Raw genomic sequence first — 23,141 nt, forward strand, 5'->3', positions numbered from 1 at the left:
GTCGCCGGTTCGCCGTACACTCGCGGCATGAGCGGACTGACCCCCTACCTGCTGTTCCCCGGAAACGCGGCCGAAGCGCTGGAGCACTACCGGGCGGTCTTCGGTGGCGATCTGCAGCTTCTCGACTATGCCGCAGCCGGCCGTCACGACGGGCCGGGCGATGCGGTCGCGCACGGGCAGCTGTCAGGCCCTGTCGAGCTGGCGGGGGCCGATGCCGGGGCCGACGACGACGCCGTGCAGATGAGCGGGATGTTCCTCTCGCTGCTCGGCACCGCCGATGCCACGACGCTGACCAGCTGGTTCGATCAGCTGTCGTCCGGTGGCCGCGTGATCGACGCTCTGCAGAAGCGCTCCTGGGGCGACTACGACGGCACCCTCATCGATCGATACGGAATCCGATGGCTCATCGGATTCCACGACGAGGACTGACCGCAGTCAGCCGCCGCCGGTGGCACGCCGGCACGACGACGCCCCACCCCGCCGTCCTCAGCCCGGTGGGCGTGGACGGCCGGATGGGGCGTCGGTGTCGCGGGTCAGCTGAACAGCCGCTGCAGGCGCTGGACGCCCTCAAGCAGCTGGTCGTCGCCGAGCGCGTACGACATCCGGATGTACCCGGAGGGACCGAAGGCCTCGCCGGGAACGACGGCGACCTCGGCCTGCTCGAGGATCAGATCGGCGAGCTCGAGGGAGGTGGTGGGCGTCACACCGCCCCACGTGCGGCCGAGCAGACCCTGCACGTCGGGGTAGACGTAGAACGCGCCGAGCGGGTTGGGCACGACGAGCCCGTCGATCTTCGACAGCTCCGACACGATCAGGCGGCGGCGGCGGTCGAAGGCCTCGCGGAACTGCTCGGCCTCGGTCTGCGGACCGTTGAGGGCGGCGATCGCAGCCTTCTGCGCGACGTTGTTCACGTTGCTCGACAGGTGCGACTGCAGGTTGCCGGCGATCTTGATCGCATCCGCCGGTCCGACCATCCAGCCCACGCGCCATCCGGTCATGGCGTAGGTCTTGGCCACGCCGTTCACGAGGATCGTCTGGCCGGCGAGATCCGGGACTGCCTCGACGATGGAGGTCGCCTTGACGCCCTCGTAGGTGAGGTTCTGGTAGATCTCGTCGGAGATCACCCAGATGCCGTGCTCGAGGGCCCACTCGCCGATGGCAGCGGTCTCCTCGGCGGTGTACACCGACCCGGTCGGGTTGGAGGGCGAGACGAACACGAGCGCGGTGGTGCGCTCGGTGCGGGCGGCCTCGAGCTGCTCGACCGTGACCTTGTAGTCCTGGTCGGCGCCGGCGAACACCTCGACCGGGGTGCCGTCAGCCAGGCGGATCGCCTCGGGGTAGGTGGTCCAGTACGGGGCGGGGAGCAGCACCTCGTCGCCGGGGTTCACCACGGCCTGGAACGCCTGGTAGACCGACTGCTTGCCGCCGTTGGTCACGATGACCTGGCTCGGCGACACCTCGAGGCCCGAGTCCCGAAGGGTCTTCGCGGCGATCGCCTCGCGGAGTGCCGGAAGGCCGGCCGCCGGCGTGTACCGGTAGCTCGCCGGGTCTGCGAGCGCCTCGGCCGCGGCATCCACGATGAACTGCGGCGTCGCGAAGTCGGGCTCGCCTGCGGCATACGAGATGACGGGCTTGCCTTCGGCCTTGAGGGCCTTCGCCTTGGCATCGACCTTGAGGGTCGCCGATTCGGCGATGGCGGAGAGCTTGCGAGAGAGAGGAGCGCGTTCGGTCACGACTACGAGCGTACTCGGATCGCCCAGGCGGATGACGGCTCGAGCGTCGTCAAGAATCGCGGTTCTTTCCGTGCGACGTCGGAGCATCCGCCGCCTCGAGGTCTGCGGCGGTGCGGCGTCGACGCCTCTGCACGAGCAGGAAGGCGACGATCGCGATCACCAGGCACGGGATGCCGAACGGCAGCGTCGCGCGGAACTCCTCGGTCAGAGCCGTCGACGCCGCGATCGCCACCATCAGCAGCGCCCCGACGATCGCTCCGATCCGTGAGCCCCACACCGTGTACGTCGGCTTCTCTCCGCGCGCGGCCAGCGTGCGGCGGAAGGCGACGTGCGTGACGAAGATCATGAACCAGGTGAAGAGGGCGCCGAACATCGAGATCGCGAACATCATCGTGAAGGCCTGGTCGGGATTCAGCACGTAGATCACGGTCGCCACGACGATGCCGCCGGTCGACAGCAGGAGGGCGTTCAACGGGGCGCCGTTGCGGCCGACCCTGCCGAAGACCTCCGGCGCCTCGCCCGCGCGCGAGAGGGAGAACATCATGCGGGTGGAGATGTAGAGCTGGCTGTTCATCGCCGACAGTGCGGCGATGATCACGACGAAGTTCAGCACCGAATCGGCGAACGGGATGCCGATGACCTGCATGACCGTCACGAAGGGGCTCGACCCCGACAGGATCTCCGATACCGGCGCGATCGACACGATGAGCGAGAGAGTGAGGATGTAGAAGATCAGCAGTCGGAACGCCGTGACCTTGAACGCCTTCTTGACCGCCTTCTCGGGCTCGGCGGCCTCGCCGGCGGCGACCGCGATCATCTCGATGCTGAGGTAGCTGAAGATCGAGACGATCACGGCGAACCACATGCCGCTCAGGCCGTTCGGCATGAAGCCGCCCTCGGCTCCCCAGTTGTGCAGGCCGCGCTTCTGGTCGCCCGAGAAGAACACCAGCCAGCCGGCGACGACGATGAACGCGAGGATGGCGAACACCTTGATCGCCGAGAACCAGTACTCGAGGGTTCCGAAGCTCTTGACGTTCATCGCGTTCACCAGGATCAGCGCACCGCCGAAGAGCACCACCCAGATCCAGGGCGGGATGCCGGGGAACCACAGCTGCATGTACTCGCCGACGGCGGTCACCTCGGTGCCGACCGCGAGGACGATGCATCCCCAGTACATGTAACGCACGAGGAAGCCCGCGAGCGGACCGATGTAGTGCTCGGCGTAGGCGCCGAACGAGCCGGACGTCGGGTGCTGCACCGTCATCTCGGCGAGCCCCGCCATGAGCAGCAGTGCGATCATGCCGCCGATCAGGTAGCTCAGCACGACACTGGGTCCGGCGAAGCCGATGGCGAATCTGCTGCCGAGGAACAGACCTGTGCCGATCGCGCCGCCGAGCGCGATCATGCTCAGCTGCCGCGCGGTCAGGGCCTTCTGCAGACCGATCTCTCGGGTCTGGATGTCGGTGAATTCAGCCATGGGTGTCCTTCGGCGTCGTTGCTCGTGGATGAGGATGCCGCGCGGGATCGGTCGTCGGCCCTGCGGCGCGTCGAGATTCTTGCAAGGATTCGGAGGTCATGACACAGTCGTGAAGATCATTCGAGAATTCAGCTGATTATCGAATCCTGTGCGATTCTCGTCATTGGCGAAGGAGAACGATGACGTTCACGATGACGGATGCAGACCGGCGGATCCTCCGAGAGCTCTCGCAGGACGGCCGGCTGTCGAACAAGGAGCTCGCGGTGCGCGTGGGGCTCGCGCCCTCGACCTGCCATGGGAGGGTGCGGATGCTCGAGGACGCCGGGGTGATCCGCGGTTACCGGGCCGTCGTCGACGCCCAGGCTGCCGGCGCCGCGATCAACGCGCTGATCTCGGTCGCCGTGCTCAATCACGCGCGCAGCCAGGTGACCGAGATCGTGCCGCTGCTGCAGGGGGTCCCCGGAGTGCAGCAGGTCTTCCTCCTCGGGGGCGACAGGGACATCGTCGTGCATGTCGCGATGGCCGACGTGCCGTCTCTGCGTGAATTCATCAGGGTGCACCTCGGCTCGCACCCGGACCTCGGTCAGTCGCAGACGCAGCTCATCTTCGAGCACGCGATCGGCGGCGCTCCCGCCTGACCTCGGCGCGAGTGTCGGCGCACTACGCTGAATTCCCATGAGGGCGGATTCGAGTGCAGCGGATGCCGACGATCTGGTGCCAGAGTCCGGAGTCAGGCCTCCGAACCTCATCGTGACGGTCTTCGGACGCTACGTCCGTGCGCACGGAGGTGAGGTCCGCATCGCGTCCCTCATCGAGATGATGTCGGCGCTCGGGGTCGACGCGGGAGTCGTACGCTCCTCCGTCTCGCGGCTGAAGCAGCGCGGCGTCCTCGTCAGCGAGGGCGGCGGTGCCTACCGGCTGTCCGAGTCTCTGGACGGCGTCTTCGCGGCGGGTGACCGCCGCATCTTCGATTCCCGCAGAGCCGAGGCGGGGGACCCGTGGCTGCTGGCCTCGTTCAGCGTCCCCGAGAGCGAGCGTCCGGTGCGCCACCAGCTGCGCAGGCTCCTGCAGCGACTCGGGTTCGGGCAGGTGAGTGGCGGGCTCTGGATCGCTCCCGGGCTGATCGTCGACGAGACCGAGGCGGCGCTGCGCGGCGCGGGGCTCGACGACTACGTCGACCTGTTCCTCGGCTCGCGGGTGTCGTCCGAGCCGGCCGAGGAATCGGTGCGGGAGTGGTGGGATCTCGCCGCGATGGAACCCCTGTATCGCGCGTTCGTCGACACGTTCGGCGGCGTGATCGGCGAGACAGATGAGCGCGCGGCCTTCGCGGCGCACGTGCGGGCCATCACGCAGTGGCGCCGCCTCGTCTACCTCGACCCGGGGCTGCCGCTGAGTCTGCTGCCTGACGGGTGGATCGGCGTCGAGGCCGCGCGCGTCTTCGCCGAGCTCCATGCGGCTCTGGAGCCTGCGGCGGAGCGGTTCGTGACCTCGGTGATGCCCTGACGCTTCATATTGCTGTCACGCTTGCGTGACGGTCGTCACGTATGTGACACTTCTTCGACACGCAAGCGAAGGAGCTTTCATGACCGAGCATGAACTGCGCTGGGACCGCGCCCCGCAGGTGACCCGCAGCGGCGAGGAAGACACCCAGACGATGTCGTCGGGCGGGTGCGTCCGCGTCTCCGGGGTCGGTCCGCAGCACACCGAAGCCACGAAGATCTGGTTCGGCCAGGTGTCGAACGATCCCGGCTACCGGTCGCTGCCGCATCACCACGGCGAGGCCGAGACCGGCGGATACGTCCTTCGGGGAACAGCGCGCATCTACTTCGGCGAGGGATACCGCGAGTACCTCGACATGACCGCGGGGGACTGGGTCTTCGTGCCGCCGTTCATGCCGCATGTCGAGGCGAACATGTCGGTGACCGACGAGCTCGTCTGGCTCACCACCCGCACCCCCGACAACATCGTCGTGAACCTCGACGACGTCGACGATTCGACACTCGAGGGCTTCCGTCGCGCATGAGCACGTCCGCGCCGTTCCATCGAGCGATCGCCCTCACCGAGGTGTCGACGACGCATGCAGAACGTGCCTTCGAGGCCCAGCCGCAGCCTGTTCCCTGGCCGAAGGCGTACGGCGGTGACATGGTCGCCCAGAGCATCGCGGCGGCGCTGCGCACGGTGGCCGATGATCGGGTGCTCCACTCGGTGCACAGCACCTTCCTCCGCGGTGTCGACGACACCGAGCCGGTGCACTACGCGGTGGAGATCCTTCGCGACGGCCGAGGGTTCTCGACCCGGCACGTACGCGGGCACCAGCACGGTGGACTCTCGTTCATGGCGACGGCGTCCTTCCACGTCCCGGAGGAGTTCCCCGCGCATGCGCCGCCGATGCCGGAGGCACCGATGCCGGAGCTGCTCCGGTCGTCCGCAGAGGTGCTCGAGGGCGTCGACGGTGCCGACGCCGACTACTGGTCGCACGGCCGGAGCTTCGACCTGCGGCACGTGCCCGGGGCGGTGTACATCGAGATCGAGGGAGAGCGCACGGCGCATCAGGCGGTGTGGGTGCGCGCCTTCGATCGGCTCGACGACGACCCTCGAACGCATCAGATCGCGATCGCCTACGTCTGCGACTACACGATCCTCGAGCCGATCCTCCGCGTGCTCGGGCTGCCCTGGCGCTCCGCGGGGCTGGTGACGGCCAGTCTCGATCACGCCATGTGGTTCCATGCGCCGGCGCGCGCCGATGAGTGGCTGCTGTACGCGCAGGAGAGCGCCGCGATCTCCGATGGGCGCGGCCTCGGCATCGGTCGGTTCTACACACGCGACGGCCGGCTGGTCGCCACCGTCGCCCAGGAGGGGATGATCCGCCCGGGTCGTCCGCTCTGATCTCACCTCATCTTCGCTTCGAAGGGACCAGCAATGACGCTTTCCCCCTCCGCGCACGTCGACACGTTCACGCGCGATTCACTGCCACCGGTCGACCGGTGGCCCACTCTCGAGTTCACGATCCCCGACGTCCGCTACCCCGCGCGACTGAACGCGGCATCCGAGCTCCTCGACCGCACCATCGACCGGTTCGGCGCTGAACGCCCCGCGATCCTCCTCGCCGACGGCGCGCACTGGACGTACGGCGAGCTCCGCCGACGGGTCGACCAGTTCGCCCAGGTGCTCACCGAGGATCTCGGCCTCGTCCCGGGCAACCGGGTCCTGTTGCGGATGCTCAACGGGCCGTGGACCGTCGTCTGCTGGCTCGGCGCTCTCAAAGCCGGAATGGTCGTCGTCACGACGATGGTGGCGTGGCGTGCCAGGGAGGTGCGGCCGATCGCGCAGCGGGTTCGGCCAGGCGTGGCCGTGGTCGATCATCGCGGCGTCGTCGAGGCCGAGGCGGCGTTCGCCGACCTGGGTGCTCCACCCGTCGTGCTCATCGCCGGGGGCGAGGACGATGCGTTGGCACGGGCCTGCGATGCGAAGAGCGGGGTGTTCACCGCCGTCGACACTGCAGCCGACGACGTCGCACTCCTCGGCGCGACCAGCGGCACCACGGGTGTGCCGAAGATCACCATGCACTTCCACCGAGACATCCTCGCCAACGCCGACACGTTCGCGCGCCACGTGCTGCACCTGACGTCCGACGATGTGAGTGCGAGCACGGCGCCCCTCGCCTTCACCTTCGGCCTCGGTGGCAACGTCGTCTTCCCGTTGCGTACGGGCGGCTCGATGGTGCTCGTCGAGAGAGCCACACCGGTCGAGCTCGCGAGGCTCATCGAACGGCTGGGGATCACGGTGCTCTACACCGCTCCGACGGGCTACCGCAGCGTGATCAAAGAGGGCCTGGCCGATGAGCTCCGACGCCTGCGCATCGCGGTCGCGGCGGGCGAGCACCTCACGACCTCGACCTTCGAGGCCGTCGAGGCGGCCAGCGGCCTGCGGCTGATCAATGGCATCGGTGCGACCGAGATGCTGCACGTCTTCATCTCGGCATCCGGCGACGACATCCGCCCCGGCACCACGGGTCGAGCCGTGCCGGGCTATCGCGCGACCATCCTCGACGAGGAGGGGCGAGAGCTCGGTGCCGGCGAACCCGGGCGCCTCGCCGTCATCGGACCGACGGGGTGCCGCTACCTCGACGACGAGCGCCAGAGCGTCTACGTGCACGACGGGTGGAACATCACCGGCGACACGTTCGTGAGAGATGAAGACGGCTACTTCACCTTCCAGGCCCGCAACGACTCGATGATCGTCACGGCCGGCTACAACGTCGGCGCCCCCGAGGTCGAGGAGGTCGTGCTCGGCCACCCCGACGTGCGGGAGTGCGCCGTGGTCGGGTGCATGGACCCCGAGCGGGGGATGATCGTGGCCGCGTTCGTCGTGCCCCGAGAAGGCATCGACCCGTCCGAGGCGCTCACCACGAGCATCCTCGATCACGTCAAGTCGCGACTGGCGATCTACAAGTGCCCCCGCCGCGTCGACTACCTCGACGAGCTGCCCCGCAACCCGAGCGGGAAGGTGCAGCACTTCATCCTGCGCGAACGTGCGGCCGCCGACGCCGACGTCGCCCCATCTCACAACAGAGGAGCCTGACATGCGCGTTGCCGTCATCGGCGGAGGCCCGGGAGGGCTCTACTTCGCCGCTCTCATGAAGCAGCTCGACCCCACCCACGACATCACCGTGTGGGAACGCAACGCCCCCGACGACACCTTCGGGTTCGGGGTCGTCTTCAGCGACGAGACCCTGGGCGGGATCGAGAACGCCGACCCGGTCATCGCGGCGCGGATGGGCGAGCAGTTCGCCCGGTGGACCGACATCGACATCGTCTTCGGCGGTGCCACGCACACGATCGGCGGCCAGGGCTTCGCGGCCATGGGGCGCAAGGAGCTGCTGCAACTGCTGCAGGGGCGCTGCCTCGAACTCGGCGTGGAGATCCTGTTCCGCACGCCCGCGCCTGACGCCGCCGAGCTGATGACCCAGTACGACCTGGTCCTCGCCGCCGATGGCGTGAACTCCTTCGTTCGTGGTCAGTTCGCCGACCGATTCGGACCCGATCTCGATCGTCGCGTCTCGAAGTACATGTGGCTCGGGACGGACCGGGTCTTCGAGGCGTTCACGTTCGCCGTGCTGCACACCCCGCACGGGATCATGCAGCTGCACGGCTACCCGTATTCCGAAGGTCGCAGCACGTTCCTGATCGAGATGCACGAGGACGTGTGGCGCGCGGCGGGTCTGGACGCGACGGAGGATCAGGTGTTCCCGCCCGGCGTCAGCGACGAGTACTCGGTCGCGCGCATCCGAGAGCTGTTCGCCGAGGTGCTCGACGGGCATGAGGTGCTGACGAACAACTCCAAGTGGCTGAACTTCACCACGGTCCGCAACGAGCATTGGCACCACGAGAACCTCGTCATCCTCGGAGACGCCGCGCACACGGCACATTTCTCGATCGGGTCCGGCACGAAGCTGGCGATGGAGGATGCTCTCGCGCTCGCCGCGTGCGTGCACGAGCACTCGTCCCTCGACGTGGCGCTCGACGCCTACGAGGAGGAGCGTCGTCCCGTCGTCGCCTCGACGCAGCGCGCGGCGCAGGCGTCGCTCGAGTGGTTCGAGAGGATCGGTCAGTACGCCGATCAGGAGCCTCTGCAGTTCGCGTTCAACCTGCTGACGCGCAGTCGACGGATCACCCTCGAGAACCTCGCGATGCGCGACCCCGCATTCGCGGCCGAGATCGTCAGCAGCGCGCCGCTCGCGAGTCGCGACGACGCGGAACCTGCGATGTTCCGCCCGCATCGCATCGGGCGCCTCGAGCTTAAGAACCGCATCGTGGTGTCGCCCATGGACATGTACTCGTCGATCGAGGGGGTGCCCGGCGACTTCCACCTGGTCCATCTCGGCTCCAAGGCGATGGGCGGCGCCGGACTCGTGATGACCGAGATGGTGTGCGTGTCTTCCGAGGGGCGGATCACGCCGGGGTGCGCGGGTCTGTACTCGGACGAGCAGACCGATGCCTGGCGGCGCATCGTCGGATACGTGCACGGCCACTCTACCGCGATGATCGGCGTGCAGATCGGTCACTCCGGTCGGAAGGGCTCGACACGTCGGATGTGGGAGGGGATCGATCGACCGCTCGAGCAGGGCAACTGGGCGACCGTGGCACCCTCGGCTCTGCCCTACAGCCCCGAGAATCAGGTCCCGCAGGAGGTCGATCGCGAGACGATGGACCGGATCCGCGACGAATTCGTGGGGGCCACTCTGCGGGCGGCGGACGCCGGATTCGATCTGGCCGAGCTTCATGCCGCCCATGGCTACCTCATCTCGTCGTTCCTCTCGCCGGTCTCGAACCGGCGCACCGACGACTACGGCGGCTCGCTCGAGAACCGCCTGCGGTATCCGCTCGAGGTGTTCGACGCGATGCGCGCGGCATGGCCCGCCGAGCTGCCGCTCACCGTGCGTCTCTCGGCCGAGGACTGGATCGAGGGCGGGAACACGATCGACGACGCCGTCGAGATCGCCAGGGCGTTCATCGCGCACGGCGCGGATGCGATCGACGTATCATCCGGACAGATCGCATCGCACGAGCATCCGCAGTTCGGGCGCAGCTACCAGACGCCCTTCGCGGACGCGATCCGCAATCGGGTGGCCGCGGCTGCGGGTGTGAGCGTGATCGCCGTGGGGGCGATCTCGAGCCACGACGACGTCAACTCGATCCTGCTCGCAGGGCGTGCGGACCTGGTGGCCCTCGGCCGCACGCATCTGTGGGACCCGCAGTGGACCCTGCATGCGGCGGCGGAACAGACCTACCGCGGAGCCGGTGCCGACTGGGTGCCGCAGTTCCGGGCAGGGTCCCGCAAGCCGCCGACGTCGCGCACGGATGCGGTGCGGCCGCGACTGGCCCTCGTGCGGGATGCGCGGGCGGACGACGCCGACCCGAGCCGCCGGCGATGGGTTCCGCGGTCCGTGACTGCCGATGCCCTCTCCCGCTGAGAGCGCATACGCCCTCGGAATATCACTCGAACGTCGCCCGCGACGCGGATCGACAGCCAGACCGACACGAAGGAGACCGCACATGTCGCGGCAGATCATCAACCCCGACTCCCTGGTGAAGCCGGTCGGCTTCGCCCACGGCGTCCGGGCAGGAGAATTCGTCTACCTCGGCGGCCAGACCGCCATGGATGCCGAGGGGCATATCGTGCCCGGAGGCATCGTCGAGCAGTTCGTGCAGGCGTTCTCGAACGTGCTCACGACGCTCGCCGCGGCCGGCGGTGAGCCGAGCGACCTGGTCGACGTCACGATCTACCTCACCGACGTCGACGACTATCAGCGCAACGGCCGGGAGATCGGTCGTCGCTGGCGGGAGCTCGCCGGAACCGAGTACCCGGCGATGGCGGGGATCGGTGTGACGAGACTCTGGCAGCCCGAGGCGCTCATCGAGATCCAGGGCGTCGCCCACCTCTCCGGCTCGCAGGAGAGCTGATGCGACTCGCGACCGTGCGCCGGGCCGACCGCACGCACGCGGCGGTCGGCGATGACCGGGGGTGGGTGCTCTTCGACGAGGCGGATGCCCAAGAGCTCGTCGGAACGCAGGGGTGGCGAGACCGTGCCGAGGCCGCACTGCGGCATCCCGCGCGCATCGCGCTCGAGATGCAGGAGTTCGCGAATCCCGTGCCACGACCGGCGAAGGTGTTCTGCTGCGGCTTGAACTACCGCGACCACATCGTCGAGACCGGTCGTGCCGTGCCGGAGTTCCCGACCCTGTTCGCCAAGTTCGCCGACACGCTCACGGGGGCCGAAGACGACATCGTCGTGCACAACACCGACAGGCTCGACTGGGAGGCCGAGCTCGCGGTCATCGTCGGCACCGAGGTGCATCGGGCCGATCGCGTGCAGGCGCAGGCGGCGATCCTGGGGTACGCCGTCTCGAACGACATCTCGATGCGCGACTGGCAGCAGCGCACACTGCAATGGCTGCAGGGCAAGGCATTCGACGCCACGACGCCGGTCGGACCGTGGGTGGTCACCGCCGACGAGATCGACCCGAAAGGCGGTCTGCGGATCACCTGCGCGGTGAACGGCGAGCTCGTGCAGGACGCCGACACGGCCGACCTCGTCTTCGACGCCGCCGACCTGGTCGCGTACGTGTCGCAGATCACGGTCCTGCGTCGTGGTGACATCGTGCTCACCGGGACGCCGGGGGGAGTGGCGCTCGGCATGCCGGAGCCGCGGTGGCTCCGCGACGGCGATGTCGTCACCACCGAGATCGAGGGGATCGGCGTACTGCGCAACACCATTCGGTTCGACGACGGGCCGTAGGCGCGCGACCGGGGGAGACGGAGAAGGGCCGGGGAGATGATCCCCGGCCCTTCTCCGTGCGCTGTCCTTGCCCCTCGCTCGGAGCGGTCAGGCGCTCGCGAAGCCGTGTGCGCGGGAGACGGCATCGAGGGTGATGCGGCCGCCCTGCACGTTGAGCCCCTTGGCGAGGGCCGCATCGTCCGATGCCGCGCGCTCCCAGCCCTTGCCGGCGATGGCCGACACGTAGGGGAGTGTCGCGTTGGTCAGCGCGCGGGTGGCCGTCTCGGGCACAGCCCCGGGCATGTTCGCGACGCAGTAGTAGATCGAGTCGTGCACGGCGAACGTGGGGTCGTCGTGAGTGGTGGGGCGGGACCCCTCGAAGCATCCGCCCTGGTCGATCGCGATGTCGACGAGTACCGAGCCGGGCTTCATGGTGGCGACCATGTCGTCGGTGACGAGCTTCGGTGCCGCGGCGCCGGGGATCAGGACCGAGCCGATCACGAGGTCGGCGCTCGCCAGCTCTTCGGCGATGTCGTACCTGCTCGACGCGCGGGTCTGCAGGGCGCCGCCGTAGCGGTGCTCGAGCTCGCGAAGTCGCGGAAGCGAGATGTCGATCACCGTCACCTGAGAACCGAGTCCGAGGGCGTTCGCCGCCGCATGCTCGCCGGCGACGCCTCCGCCGATCACCACCGTCTTGGCACGAGGAGCTCCCGCGATGCCGCCCATCAGCACGCCGCGGCCTCCGGCGGATCGCATCAGCGAGTACGAGCCCATCGTGACCGACAGGCGCCCGGCGATCTCGCTCATCGGCACGAGCAGCGGCAGGCTTCGGTCGGGCAGCTGCACGGTCTCGTAGGCGACGGCGGTGGTGCCCGCGTCGACGAGCGCGGACGTGAGCGCGCGGTCTGCCGCCAGATGCAGGTAGGTGAAGAGTGTGAGGTCGGGGCGCAGGAAGCCGTACTCCTGGGCGATCGGCTCCTTCACCTTGATGAGAAGATCCGCCTCGCCCCAGGTCTCCTCGGCGGTCTCGACGATCTCGGCGCCCGCGATGCGGTACGCCTCGTCGGAGATGCCCGACCCGACACCCGCTCCGGACTGCACGAGCACACGGTGGCCCTCGTGGACCAGGCGGTCGGCCCCTGCGGGGGTGAGGGCGGTGCGGTTCTCGTTGTTCTTGACCTCTGTGGGCACGCCGATCTTCATCGATCCTCCAAAGTACGGTTGCGTGAGTGCATTTCAGAATCGCAGAAACGTCGGTTGATCGACAGAATGCCTGAAGAACATTCGTTCGTCCAGCGGATCCTGCATAATCGTTCGCATGGAGACGACGTCCGAGACCCCTCAGCCGAACACCCTTCGGGCTCCGGCGCTCGATCCGATCGATGCACGGATCGTGCAGCTGCTGAGCGCCGACGGTCGGATGACCAACGCCGAGCTCGCCGGCCACCTCGGCGTCGCACCGTCGACCGCGCACGCGCGTCTGCGTGCGCTCGTCGACCGCGGGGTGATCAGCGGCTTCCACGCGAGCGTCGACGAGCGCAAGCTCGGTGCGGGCCTGCAGGCCATCATCGGGGTGAGCCTCCGCCCGAGTGCTCGGCGCGAGAGCATCGTCGAGTTCGCCGACCGCGTGCGCGCGCTTCCGCAGGTGATCCAGGTGTTCTTCCTCGGCGGAGACGACGACTTCCTGCTGCACATCGCAGTTGCCGACTCGTCGGAGATGCGCGAGTTCGTGCTCGAGCATCTGTCGGCGCAGAGCAGTGTGGCCTCGACCAGGACCAGCATCGTGTTCGACTACCACCGCAACTCGGTCGCGGCCTCGTTCCGCTGAGCCCGCCACCGGCGCGCGGCGCCGACAGCCGCGGCGCGGACGTCAACGTATATTGCACGACCTCGCCCGCGTGAATATGGTGAGGGCGGGATCGGGCTCACGTCGCAGACGCTGCCCGCACCCGATGGGGGATGCGATGGGGCGCATGATCGATGATGCCGAGCTGGCCGCGTGGCTGGGCCGTCTGTCCGGTGGCCTGTGGGCGCCGACGGGTGGCGCTTCCGAAAGCGGCCCCGGGCTTCCGTCCTGGTTCTCCGCAGAGGTGATCCGTCTCGACGGCAACCTCGGGATGCTCCAGCTCTCGAACTTCGGAGCCATGCGGGCCGACGACCCGGACGCTTTCGAGGCCGCGCTGCTGCGGAGATCGATCGGTGCGACCATGCTGTACAGCACGCTCGAGACTCCGCACACGGTCAGTTACGACCGCGGTTCCCCCGAGGATGAGGACATCGTCATCGTCGGGATGTCGAACCAGGGCGGTCAGCGACTGCGCACGGCCGCAGGAGTCCAGCTGATGAGCGTCGGACGCATGGGCTTCATGTCGAGCATGGGGGCCTCCGCGGTCGAGCATCTCGGCGTCAGCGAGACGACGGGAGTCGTCGTCCCGGTCGCGGCGATCCCCGGGTACCGGCATGTGCTGGCCCGGGGAGCGGAGATGTTCCCCGACACCCCTCTCACGCGGGCGGCGGGTGCATCGTTCGGGCGGATGCTGTTCGAGTGGGCCAAGGACCCCGACCAGGGTGCGGGAGCTCTGGCCGGCACCGAGGCGGCGCTCCTCGCGCTGGTCCGTGGCCTGTTCCGGCAGTTCCCCGGCGACGGCGAGACGGATCGGGCGAGCGAGCTCCGCGCGGAGGCGGGGAGGATCATCGAGCGGCGGCACCGCGACGCCGGATTCGACATCGAGGCGCTCGCCGCGGAACTGCACGTCAGCAGACGTCAGCTCTTCCGCCTCTACGCCGGAACGGACGAGAGCCTCGCGGGCAGACTGCAGCGCCGCCGTCTGATCACGGCCCGCGAGGAGCTGCTGTCGACTCCACCGCAGGATCTCGCCGCGGTCGCCCTGAGGTCGGGGTTCGCCGACGCTGCGGCGCTTCGAGCACAGTTCTCCCGTCACGTCGGTCTGAGTCCGAGCGCCTTCCGTCTGGCCGCGCGCACGCAGCCGCCGCGACTGGCCGAGGCGATGCTCCTCACCGACGAGCAGTCCGGCCCGACGCTCTGACTCGGATCGCCCGGTGCTGTCCGGCGAGCCGTGGGTGCGGCCGTGCTTCTCGAGTGCCAGGCGGTCGCGAATCGCGTGCCAAGTGCGGTGATGAGTGCCGGGGTCGGCGCACCCGGTGACAGAAGCTGCCGACCCTCTTCCGAGGGCGTTCAGGCGTCCATAATCTGGGCCTGCCCGTGTCCCCAGGCGGGTCATGACGGCGGGTGAGGAAGGAGCCGCGGCTCCCGATTCTCCTGTCCGTCACGGCTTCCGGGCGTGGCGGTCTCGCCCGTCCGGAAGCTCGGGGACAGGCGCGCGAGCGTCGGGCATGACGGACCACCTGCGCGGGAGCACAGGTGGACGTGCGGATGCTCCGGTCGGGGGGACCGGGGCATCCGCGACCTTCTCGGAGACGGACCTCAGGCTTCGAACGACGAGGGCAGCGCGCAGTAGTCCGCGAAGCGGCGGGTCGGGTTCGCGGGGTCGGTCATGTCGACGAGAGCCGAGGCGATCGCGTGCGGAGCCTCATCGCCGGCGAGCTGCCACACGATGAAGTTCCAGAGCCCTCGCGCGGTCTCGCTCAGCAGCGCGGGCGGTCCCGAGACGATGAGGATGCCGGTGTCGTCACCCGAGTCGCGGAAGGGGGAGATGACGTCGGCACGCAGCGCCTGTTCGTCGCCGTCAATCGAATGCTGCCGCTCGACCTGCTGGCCAGCGGCGGTCAGGGCCTGTGCGAGGCCGTCGGCCGCCTGGCGCGATCGCTCGGCATCCGCTCCGGCGACCACGACCAGCCGTTGTCCTCGCGGATACAGGTGCAGGAACTCGGAGGAGATGTCGGACCAGGCGTCGCTCATGATCTCAGGTTACGCCCGGTCGGCAGGGGACAGGGCGGAGCCCCTCGGATGCCGCGATCCGGCATCCGAGGGGCTCCTGTGTCGTGCGGGTCAGGCCTCGTCGACGAGGAAGCGGCTGTACGCGCCGAGGGTGAGGAAGGCCGGGAACTCCTCGTGCAGAGCCACCTCGCGGAACACGGATGCCGCATCATCGAAGCGGTCGCCGGCCGACCGTGTCGCCTGAGCGAGCACATCGCGGATCAGTCCCTCGACGTACTCGGCGGTGATCGGCGTTCCGTCCTCCGTGGTGCGGTCCTGGTGGATCCACTGCCACACCTGGGAGCGGCTGATCTCGGCGGTGGCGGCATCCTCCATGAGGTTGTCGATGGCGACGGCACCGAGGCCTCGCAACCACGCCTCGAGGTAGCGGATCGCCACAGAGACGTTGTCGCGCACGCCCCTCGCCGTGATCGGGCGTCCGATGTGCACATCGAGCAGCTGCGCCGCGGACACCGTGACCTCGGGACGCTGACGGTCGACCTGGTTCGGTCGCTCACCGAGCACGGCATCGAACTCCGCCTGTGCCGTGGGGATCAGATCCGGGTGGGCCACCCAGGTGCCGTCGAAGCCGTCTCCGGCCTCGCGCTTCTTGTCGGCCGAGACCTTTTCGAACGCCTGGGCCGTGACCTCGGGGTCTCGTCGGTTGGGGATGAAGGCGCTCATGCCGCCGATCGCGTACGCGCCCCGCTTGTGGCAGGTCTGCACGAGCAGCTCGGTGTAGGCCCGCATGAACGGGACGGTCATGGTGACCTCGCTGCGGTCGGGGAGCACGAATCGTGCCCCGCGGCCGCGGTAGTTCTTGATGATCGAGAAGATGTAGTCCCAGCGGCCCGCGTTGAGGCCCGCGCAGTGGTCGCGCAGCTCGTAGAGGATCTCGTCCATCTCGAACGCCGCGGGCAGGGTCTCGATGAGCACCGTCGCCCGGATCGTGCCGTGCGGGATGCCGACGTACTCCTCGCTGAAGGAGAACACGTCGTCCCAGAGCTTCGCCTCCTCGCTCGACTCGATCTTCGCGATGTAGAAGTACGGGCCGCGGCCGTTCGCGATGAGCTCGGTCGCGTTGTGCAGGAAGTAGAGCCCGAAGTCGACGAGCGAACCGGATGCCGCGGTGCGGCGCCCAGCCCGATCGATGAACTGCAGGTGCTTCTCGGGCAGGTGCCAGCCGCGGGGCCGCATCACGATCGTGGGGGTGCGCTCGGCGGTGACGCGGTACTCCTTGCCCGGCCCCGATTCGGTCGCGGGGCCGGTGAAGGAGAGCTCGCCGCGGATCGCGTCGCGCAGAGACAGCTGACCCTCGATGACGTTCTTCCAGGTGGGGCTCGTGGCGTCCTCCTGGTCGGCGAGCCACACCCGAGCGCCCGAGTTCAGGGCGTTGATCGTCATCTTCGGGTCGGTCGGTCCGGTGATCTCGACCCGGCGGTCTTCGAGACCGGGGCCCGCGCCGGCGACGCGCCACTCGGCATCCTCGCGGATGTGCGCCGTGTCGTCGCGGAATCGGGGGTCGTGGCCGTTGCCGATCTCGAACCGGCGACGCATGCGGTCGGCGAGCCGGTCGTGGCGACGGGAGGCGAAACGGTGGTGCAGTTCGGTGAGGAACGCGATCGCCTCAGGGGTGAGGATCTCGTCGTAGCGGTCGCACAGGGGACCGGTGACGGTGATCGCCGGGCCCTGCTGCGTCGTCTGGATCGGAGCGGTGGTCGGGGGAGCGGTGGGAGTGGTCATGATCTGAGTCCTTGGGGATGGCTTAGTGGAATTGCGCGGCTTCGGTGGAGCCGGCGAGGGCGAGGGTCGCGCTGTCGGGGTTGAGCGCGGTGGAGATGACGTCGAAGTAGCCGGTGCCCGCCTCGCGCTGGTGCTTGGTGGCGGTGTAGCCGTTCGCCTCGGCGGCGAACTCGGCCTCCTGCAGCTCGACGTACGCGCTCATGGCGCGCTCGGCGTAGCCGCGGGCGAGGTCGAACATCGAGTGGTTCAGGGCGTGGAAGCCGGCGAGCGTGATGAACTGGAACTTGTAGCCCAAGTCAGCCAGCTCCTGCTGGAACGTCGCGATCTCGGCGTCCGACAGGTGGCGCTTCCAGTTGAAGCTCGGGGAGCAGTTGTAGGCGAGCAGCTTGCCCGGGAACTGCGCGTGGATCGCGGCGGCGAAGTCGCGGGCCAGCTCGATGTCGGGCTCACCCGTCTCGACCCAGAGCAGGTCGGCGTACGGCGCGAAGGCGAGACCTCGGCTGATGACCGATTCGATGCCGGGGCGGATGCGGTAGAAGCCCTCGGTCGTACGCTCGCCGGTGGTGAATCGCTGGTCGCGCTCGTCGACGTCGCTGGTGAGCAGATCGGCGGCGAGAGCATCTGTCCGGGCGATGATGACCGTCGGGACCCCGGCCACGTCGGCCGCGAGGCGTGCCGCGTTCAGGGTGCGGATGTGCTGCTGGGTCGGCACGAGCACCTTGCCGCCGAGGTGGCCGCACTTCTTCTCGCTCGCGAGCTGGTCCTCCCAGTGGATGCCGGCGGCGCCCGACTGGATCAGCGACTGCGCGAGCTCGTAGGCGTTCAGCGGCCCACCGAAGCCTGCTTCGGCGTCGGCCACGATGGGCGCGAGCCAATCCTGGGTGACGTCGCCCTCGGCATGCTCGAGCTGGTCCTGACGGATCAGCGCGTTGTTGATGCGACGCACGACCGCCGGCACCGAGTTCGCGGGGTAGAGCGACTGGTCGGGGTAGGTCTGGCCGGCGAGGTTGCCGTCGGCCGCGACCTGCCAGCCCGAGAGGTAGATCGCCTTGAGGCCCGCCCGGACCTGCTGCACGGCCTGCCCGCCGGTGTAGGCGCCGAGCGCCCGCACGTAGTCCTCGGTGTGCAGGAGGTTCCAGAGGTTCTCGGCGCCGCGGTGGGCGAGGGTGGAGTCCTCGCGGACCGATCCGCGGATGCGGATGACGTCCTCGGCCGAGTAGGTGCGCTCGACGCCGTCCCAACGGGGATCCGTCTCCCAGATCTCCCGGAGCTCGGCAGCCGTCTGAACCTGGTCGCCGGCGCGCAGGCCGGCGGGGCGAGGTGCGTGGTTCTGAGCGGTGTTCGTCATGGTGTCTCCTCCGTTGGATGCCCGGACCGTGAAGCCGGGTGGCGTGTTTCCACTGTGGGTGAAGAAGTCACGCTCACCTGACCGATCAGCGTGTGAAGATCGCCAGAAATTCTGTTTCTGTGACAGAATCGGGCGCATGAGCACCTCAGTGGTCGAAGAAGACGCCGACGCCCTCACGATCGGACGCCGCATCCGTCAGCTCCGCACGGCGCGGGGGATGACCCTCGACGACCTCGCCGCCGCCGTCGACCGGGCCCCGAGCCAGATGTCGATGATCGAGACAGGCAAGCGCGAACCGAAGCTCACCCAGCTGCAGGCGATCGCACGGGCGCTCGGCGTGACGATCGATGCGCTTCTGGAGGGTGAGCCGCTCGACGAGCGCAGCGCGATCGAGATCGCCCTCGAACGTGCCATGAAGGGCCAGACGTTCCAGGCGCTGGGGATCGAGCCGTTCCGGATCGCCAAGAGCATGCCGACGGATGCCCTCAAGGCGCTGCTCGCCCTGCACGGAGAGATCGACCGGCTCAAGGACGAGCGGGCCGCCACTCCGGAGGAGGCCCGGCGTGCGAACGTCGAACTGCGCCACCTCATGCGCCGACAGGACAATCACTTCGCCGACCTCGAGCAGAAGGCCGCCGAGATCCTCGCAGCCGTCGGGCATCCGGGCGGCCCGCTCACCCAGCGGACGGCCTCCGAGATCGCCGCCTATCTCGGGTTCACGCTGCACTATGCGCCGGACCTGCCGCAGACCACGCGCAGCGTCGCCGACCTCGCGCACGGGCGTCTGTATCTGTCGAGCAGCGTTCCCGCCAAGGGCGACGCGCGGACGGCCGTGCTGCAGGCCCTGTCGAGCCGCATCCTCGGACATTCGGAGCCGCGCAGCTACGCCGAGTTCCTGCGGCAGCGCGTGGAGACCAACTACCTCACCGGTGCGCTGCTGGTGCCCGAAGCGCACGTGGTTCCCGCGCTGAAGGATGCGAAGACACGGAGGGCCATCTCGATCGAGGATCTGCGCGACGCCTACTCGGTCTCATACGAGACCGCCGCGCATCGCTTCACGAACCTGGCCACGCGCCACCTCGACATCCCCGTGCACTTCCTCAAGGTGCACGAGTCGGGCACGATCACCAAGGCGTACGAGAACGACGACGTGAACTTCCCGACCGATCGGCTCGGCGCGATCGAGGGGCAGATGTGCTGTCGCCGGTGGACGAGTCGCGTCGTGTTCGACGAGGACGACCGCTTCAATCCGTACTACCAGTACACCGACACCGGCAACGGCACGTACTGGTGCACGGCCCGGGTCGAGGCGTCGAGCGAGGGACTGCACTCGGTCAGCGTGGGCGTGCGCTTCGACGACACCAGATGGTTCGTCGGCCGGGACACCCCCCATCGCGGAGTCTCGAAGCACTCGGTCGAGGTCTGCTGCCGCAGGGCGCCGGCCGACCTCGAAGGGCGCTGGCGCGAGAACTCCTGGCCGAACGTGAAGACCCCGCGCACGCTGCTGGCGACCCTGCCGACAGGCTCGTTCCCGGGCGTCGACACCACCGACGTGTACGAGTTCCTCGAGGCGCACGCGCCCCGCTGACGACCGGGCGGTTCAGGCCTCTATGCCGCGCAGGACGATCTCGAGCCCGCGGTCGAACGCCTCGTCGACGTCGCCGCCCTGACGGAAACCGCCGTTCTGCTCCATCATGCAGAAGCCGTATGCCCAGGCCGTGAGGGTGCGCGCGACGGGGAGCGGATCAGCCGTCGTCAGTGCGCTCACCGCGCCGAGCAGGGTCGTCATCAGTGGGGCCAGGGCCTCCTGCGAGGGTGTCGCCTCGGCGCTCGGCGAGTTGAACAGCAGGGTGGTCACGCGGGGCGACCTGGTCGCGAAGGCGCGCAGCGCGCGGGCGACGCCGGCGAGGACCTCGCGAGCGTCGGTGGAGTTCTCGACGACCTCGTCGACCGCGACGCCGAGCTCGGCCGCGGCATCGTCGGCCGCCAGGCGGAGAAGGTCATGCCGGTTCGCCGCGCGCTTGTAGAGGCTCGGGGCGCGAACGCCGACGGCCGCAGCGACGGCGCTCATGGTGACGGCATCCACTCCGTCGCGTTCGGCGATCGAGCGGATGGCTGTGACGAGCGCGGGAGTGCTCACTCTCTGCGGTGCGGGCATGCTCTCAGCATAAGGCTATTGACTGTAGCCATCAAGGCTATGTACGGTAGCCAACATGACAGCTCAGCTCCTCCGCATCGGCGACGACATCATCGCCATCCACGCGATCGTCACTGACGACGGCGTCACGCTCATCGATGCAGGCCTCTCGGGAGACCTCGGCATCCTCACCGCGGCGCTCGCGGGAGTCGGGCGTTCGCTCGACGACATCCGCGGGGTCGTGCTCACTCACGGTGACACCGACCACATCGGCATTGCCGAGGCCCTGCGCTCGCAGCGTGGCATCCCCGTGCGCATCCTGCAGGCGGATGCCGAGCTCGCCACGGGCGCGGTGCCGGCGCGCGGCGTGAAGGCCGATGCCTGGAAGGTCGGCCCGTTGCTCGGCTTCATCTGGACCGGGCTGCGTCGAGGGGCGCTACGGACCAGGCGTCCGTCGATCGTCGTGCCCATGGCTGACGGCGACGTGCTCGATCTGCCCGGGGCGCCCGAGATCATCGCGATCCCCGGTCACACGAAGGGTTCGGCGGCGATCCGGGTGTCGGCGGTCGACGCGCTGTTCCTCGGAGATGCGATCACCACCAGACACGTGCTCACCGGGGTGGAGGGCGCACGGCTCGCGCCGTTCAGCGACGACCCCGCGCAGACTCGTCGCAGCCTGGAGAAGCTTCGGGCGCTTACGGAGACTCGCATCTTCCCGGGGCACGGCCCCGAGTTCACGGGAACGGCAGCCGACCTGCTCGATGCGCTCGACGCGCCAGAGTGAGGCGCACTCTCCTGCGAGAGCAGTGCCCTGCAGGGGGCCTCGGAAGGGGTTGAGTGAACACCGAACACATGTTAGGTTTTCGTGCATCGGTGCGCTGCTGCCCGCAGCGCCGTTCTCGATGAGGAGACACGATGAAGCGATGGATGAGCGCAGTGGCGACGGCCGGACTGGTGGTCGCGGGGCTGAGCCTCGCCGGACCCGCGACCGCGGGCGGTGGGCGGCCGGGTACCGAAGACCTGAACCGCTGGGCGACGGACACCTGGCGATCCCTGGACGCGATGACGGACGAGCAGACGGGTCTGCCCGCCGACAATGTGACCGGTGATCTCGAGACACCGGGCGACTACACGTCGCCGACGAACATCGGCGGCTACCTGTGGTCGACGGTCACGGCCCGCGACCTGGGGATCATCACCGACGACGAGGCGCGCAGTCGCCTGTCGACCACACTCGACACCCTCGCGGGACTCGAGCGCAACGACGCCAGCGGGATGTTCTACAACTGGTACTCGCCGACGACGGGCGAGAAGCTGACGACCTGGCCGGACTCGGGCGACACGGTGCACCCGTTCCTCAGCACGGTCGACAACGGATGGCTCGCCGCCGCCCTGCGCGTCGTGCGTGAGGCGGAGCCGGAGCTCGCGACCGAGGCGGACGCCCTGTACGACTCGATGGACTTCGGGGCGTTCTTCGATCCTGCCGGCGCCGCCGGCCTGCCCGCGGGCACGAACCGTGGAGGGTTCTGGGATGCGGCTCCGCCGGACTGCAGTGTCGAGGCGCCCATGTACAACGGCTCGGGCGAGACCGCCTACTACACGTGCCATCACTACGACACGACCGTGAGCGAGAGCCGTATCGCGACCTATCTCGGCATCGCCAACGGGCAGATCCCCGCCACGGCGCTCTCCGGGACGCATCGCACGATGCCTCCCGGCTGCGACTGGGCCTGGCAGGAGCAGCTCCCGCACGGCGAATACCGCACCTACGACGGAGTCGAGGTCTGGGAGGGCGTGTACGACTACGACGGGATGTCGTTCGTCCCGAGCTGGGGCGGCAGCATGTTCGAGTCGCTGATGCCCGACCTCCTGGTGCCGGAGACCAAGTGGGGACCGAAGTCGTGGAAGCTGAACCACCCGATCACGGTCGCCGTGCAGAAGCAGCACGGGCTCGACGAGGCCGGGTACGGCTACTGGGGCTTCTCGCCCGCGAGCGATCCCTTCGGCGGCTACGCCGAGTACGGAGTCGACATCGCCGGTATGCGATCCGACGGCTACACGTCGGATGCCGAGAAGACCGACGTCGACGTCGACCGGCCCGGATGCACGACGGGAACGAATCCGTCCCCCGAGTTCGGCGACGGAGTGGTGACGCCTCATGCGGCGTTCCTCGCGCTGCCGTACGACCGCAAGGGGGTGCTCAAGAACCTCCACGGCATAGAGGACACGCTCGACGCCTACGGGCCCGGCGGTTTCTACGATGCCGTGGCCGTGAAGAGCGGCACGATCGCCGAGCGCTATCTGTCTCTCGATCAGTCGATGATCATGGCGGCCATCGGCAATGAGCTCACGAAAGATACACTCAAGGACTACTTCGTGGACCGCGAGATGGAACAGCGCCTGCGGCCCGCGATGAAGCAGCAGGTATTCGGCTCGTCATGGGGTTCGGGGAACGGCCACCACGGCTGAGGCTCCGCCTCACCCGCGCCGACGACAGGAGCGGGCGATGAGCACGGATGAGCAGCAG

Annotated in this window: 21 protein-coding genes; 14 read left to right on the forward strand and 7 right to left on the reverse strand. The window is 68.6% G+C overall.

The window, feature by feature from the left end; translation table 11 throughout:
• Window positions 1–27 precede the first annotated feature (27 nt).
• Window positions 28–429 (forward strand): VOC family protein, encoded by a 402-nt coding sequence (locus ACTJKH_RS01220; RefSeq protein ID WP_440735445.1) that lies wholly within the window; start codon window positions 28–30, stop codon window positions 427–429.
• A gap of 104 nt (window positions 430–533) precedes the next feature.
• On the opposite strand, the gene ACTJKH_RS01225 is transcribed toward ACTJKH_RS01220, so the two are convergent.
• Complete coding sequence (locus ACTJKH_RS01225) at window positions 534–1,733, reverse strand: pyridoxal phosphate-dependent aminotransferase (protein ID WP_210098722.1); 1,200 nt, start codon at window positions 1,731–1,733, stop codon at window positions 534–536.
• A gap of 49 nt (window positions 1,734–1,782) precedes the next feature.
• Entirely contained in the window at window positions 1,783–3,210 is a 1,428-nt protein-coding gene (locus ACTJKH_RS01230) for an amino acid permease (RefSeq protein ID WP_440735446.1), read from the reverse strand.
• A gap of 179 nt (window positions 3,211–3,389) precedes the next feature.
• Here ACTJKH_RS01230 and ACTJKH_RS01235 point away from each other — a divergent pair, with 179 nt between their 5' ends.
• The 8 genes from ACTJKH_RS01235 (at window position 3,390) to ACTJKH_RS01270 (ending at window position 11,509) form a co-directional block, all read left to right on the forward strand.
• Window positions 3,390–3,848 carry an Lrp/AsnC family transcriptional regulator gene (locus ACTJKH_RS01235; protein WP_440735447.1) on the forward strand — a complete coding sequence of 153 codons (459 nt, stop codon included), beginning with the start codon at window positions 3,390–3,392 and terminating at the stop codon, window positions 3,846–3,848.
• 37 nt (window positions 3,849–3,885) lie between these two features.
• Complete coding sequence (locus tag ACTJKH_RS01240; protein ID WP_440735448.1) at window positions 3,886–4,713, forward strand: PaaX family transcriptional regulator; 828 nt, start codon at window positions 3,886–3,888, stop codon at window positions 4,711–4,713.
• Window positions 4,714–4,792: 79 nt separating this feature from the next.
• A complete protein-coding gene (locus tag ACTJKH_RS01245; RefSeq protein ID WP_259162221.1) occupies window positions 4,793–5,233 on the forward strand; it encodes a cupin domain-containing protein in 441 nt (146 codons plus the stop codon).
• Complete coding sequence (locus ACTJKH_RS01250) at window positions 5,230–6,096, forward strand: acyl-CoA thioesterase (RefSeq protein WP_440735449.1); 867 nt, start codon at window positions 5,230–5,232, stop codon at window positions 6,094–6,096. Before ACTJKH_RS01245 ends, ACTJKH_RS01250 begins: the two co-directional genes overlap by 4 nt.
• Window positions 6,097–6,129: 33 nt before the next feature.
• Entirely contained in the window at window positions 6,130–7,791 is a 1,662-nt protein-coding gene (locus ACTJKH_RS01255) for an AMP-binding protein (RefSeq protein WP_440735450.1), read from the forward strand.
• 1 nt (window position 7,792) lies between these two features.
• Window positions 7,793–10,183 carry a bifunctional salicylyl-CoA 5-hydroxylase/oxidoreductase gene (locus tag ACTJKH_RS01260; protein ID WP_440735451.1) on the forward strand — a complete coding sequence of 797 codons (2,391 nt, stop codon included), beginning with the start codon at window positions 7,793–7,795 and terminating at the stop codon, window positions 10,181–10,183.
• Window positions 10,184–10,265: 82 nt separating this feature from the next.
• Complete coding sequence (locus ACTJKH_RS01265; RefSeq protein WP_440735452.1) at window positions 10,266–10,673, forward strand: RidA family protein; 408 nt, start codon at window positions 10,266–10,268, stop codon at window positions 10,671–10,673.
• Window positions 10,673–11,509, forward strand: a complete 837-nt coding sequence (locus ACTJKH_RS01270; protein ID WP_440735453.1) for a fumarylacetoacetate hydrolase family protein — start codon at window positions 10,673–10,675, stop codon at window positions 11,507–11,509. The genes ACTJKH_RS01265 and ACTJKH_RS01270 overlap by 1 nt, the downstream gene beginning before the upstream one ends.
• Window positions 11,510–11,596: 87 nt before the next feature.
• On the opposite strand, the gene ald is transcribed toward ACTJKH_RS01270, so the two are convergent.
• The gene (ald, locus tag ACTJKH_RS01275; RefSeq protein WP_210098712.1) at window positions 11,597–12,691 is read right to left on the reverse strand and encodes an alanine dehydrogenase; all 1,095 of its coding nucleotides are present in this window, start codon (window positions 12,689–12,691) and stop codon (window positions 11,597–11,599) included.
• Window positions 12,692–12,806: 115 nt separating this feature from the next.
• Here ald and ACTJKH_RS01280 point away from each other — a divergent pair, with 115 nt between their 5' ends.
• Window positions 12,807–13,316 (forward strand): Lrp/AsnC family transcriptional regulator, encoded by a 510-nt coding sequence (locus ACTJKH_RS01280; RefSeq protein WP_210098711.1) that lies wholly within the window; start codon window positions 12,807–12,809, stop codon window positions 13,314–13,316.
• A 145-nt stretch (window positions 13,317–13,461) separates the two neighbouring features.
• Entirely contained in the window at window positions 13,462–14,535 is a 1,074-nt protein-coding gene (locus tag ACTJKH_RS01285) for a helix-turn-helix domain-containing protein (protein ID WP_440735454.1), read from the forward strand.
• A 398-nt stretch (window positions 14,536–14,933) separates the two neighbouring features.
• Here ACTJKH_RS01285 and ACTJKH_RS01290 read toward each other — a convergent pair whose 3' ends face one another.
• The 3 genes from ACTJKH_RS01290 to aceA form a co-directional block, all read right to left on the reverse strand.
• Window positions 14,934–15,368, reverse strand: coding sequence for a hypothetical protein (locus ACTJKH_RS01290; RefSeq protein WP_440735455.1), 435 nt, complete (start codon window positions 15,366–15,368; stop codon window positions 14,934–14,936).
• 90 nt (window positions 15,369–15,458) lie between these two features.
• A complete protein-coding gene (aceB, locus tag ACTJKH_RS01295) occupies window positions 15,459–17,129 on the reverse strand; it encodes a malate synthase A (protein ID WP_440735456.1) in 1,671 nt (556 codons plus the stop codon).
• Between the two features lie 22 nt (window positions 17,130–17,151).
• Window positions 17,152–18,477, reverse strand: coding sequence for an isocitrate lyase (gene aceA / locus ACTJKH_RS01300; RefSeq protein WP_259162210.1), 1,326 nt, complete (start codon window positions 18,475–18,477; stop codon window positions 17,152–17,154).
• A gap of 136 nt (window positions 18,478–18,613) precedes the next feature.
• On the opposite strand from aceA, the gene ACTJKH_RS01305 reads away from it, so the two are divergent.
• Window positions 18,614–20,065 carry a helix-turn-helix domain-containing protein gene (locus ACTJKH_RS01305; protein WP_440735457.1) on the forward strand — a complete coding sequence of 484 codons (1,452 nt, stop codon included), beginning with the start codon at window positions 18,614–18,616 and terminating at the stop codon, window positions 20,063–20,065.
• A gap of 12 nt (window positions 20,066–20,077) precedes the next feature.
• On the opposite strand, the gene ACTJKH_RS01310 is transcribed toward ACTJKH_RS01305, so the two are convergent.
• Entirely contained in the window at window positions 20,078–20,635 is a 558-nt protein-coding gene (locus ACTJKH_RS01310) for a TetR-like C-terminal domain-containing protein (RefSeq protein WP_440735458.1), read from the reverse strand.
• Window positions 20,636–20,690: 55 nt separating this feature from the next.
• On the opposite strand from ACTJKH_RS01310, the gene ACTJKH_RS01315 reads away from it, so the two are divergent.
• Window positions 20,691–21,398, forward strand: coding sequence for an MBL fold metallo-hydrolase (locus ACTJKH_RS01315; protein ID WP_440735459.1), 708 nt, complete (start codon window positions 20,691–20,693; stop codon window positions 21,396–21,398).
• Window positions 21,399–21,529: 131 nt separating this feature from the next.
• Window positions 21,530–23,083 (forward strand): glucoamylase family protein, encoded by a 1,554-nt coding sequence (locus ACTJKH_RS01320; protein ID WP_440735460.1) that lies wholly within the window; start codon window positions 21,530–21,532, stop codon window positions 23,081–23,083.
• The last annotated feature ends 58 nt before the right edge of the window (window positions 23,084–23,141 follow it).

The sequence above is a fragment of the Microbacterium sp. 22215 genome (assembly GCF_052045655.1).
Lineage (GTDB): Bacteria > Actinomycetota > Actinomycetes > Actinomycetales > Microbacteriaceae > Microbacterium > Microbacterium phyllosphaerae.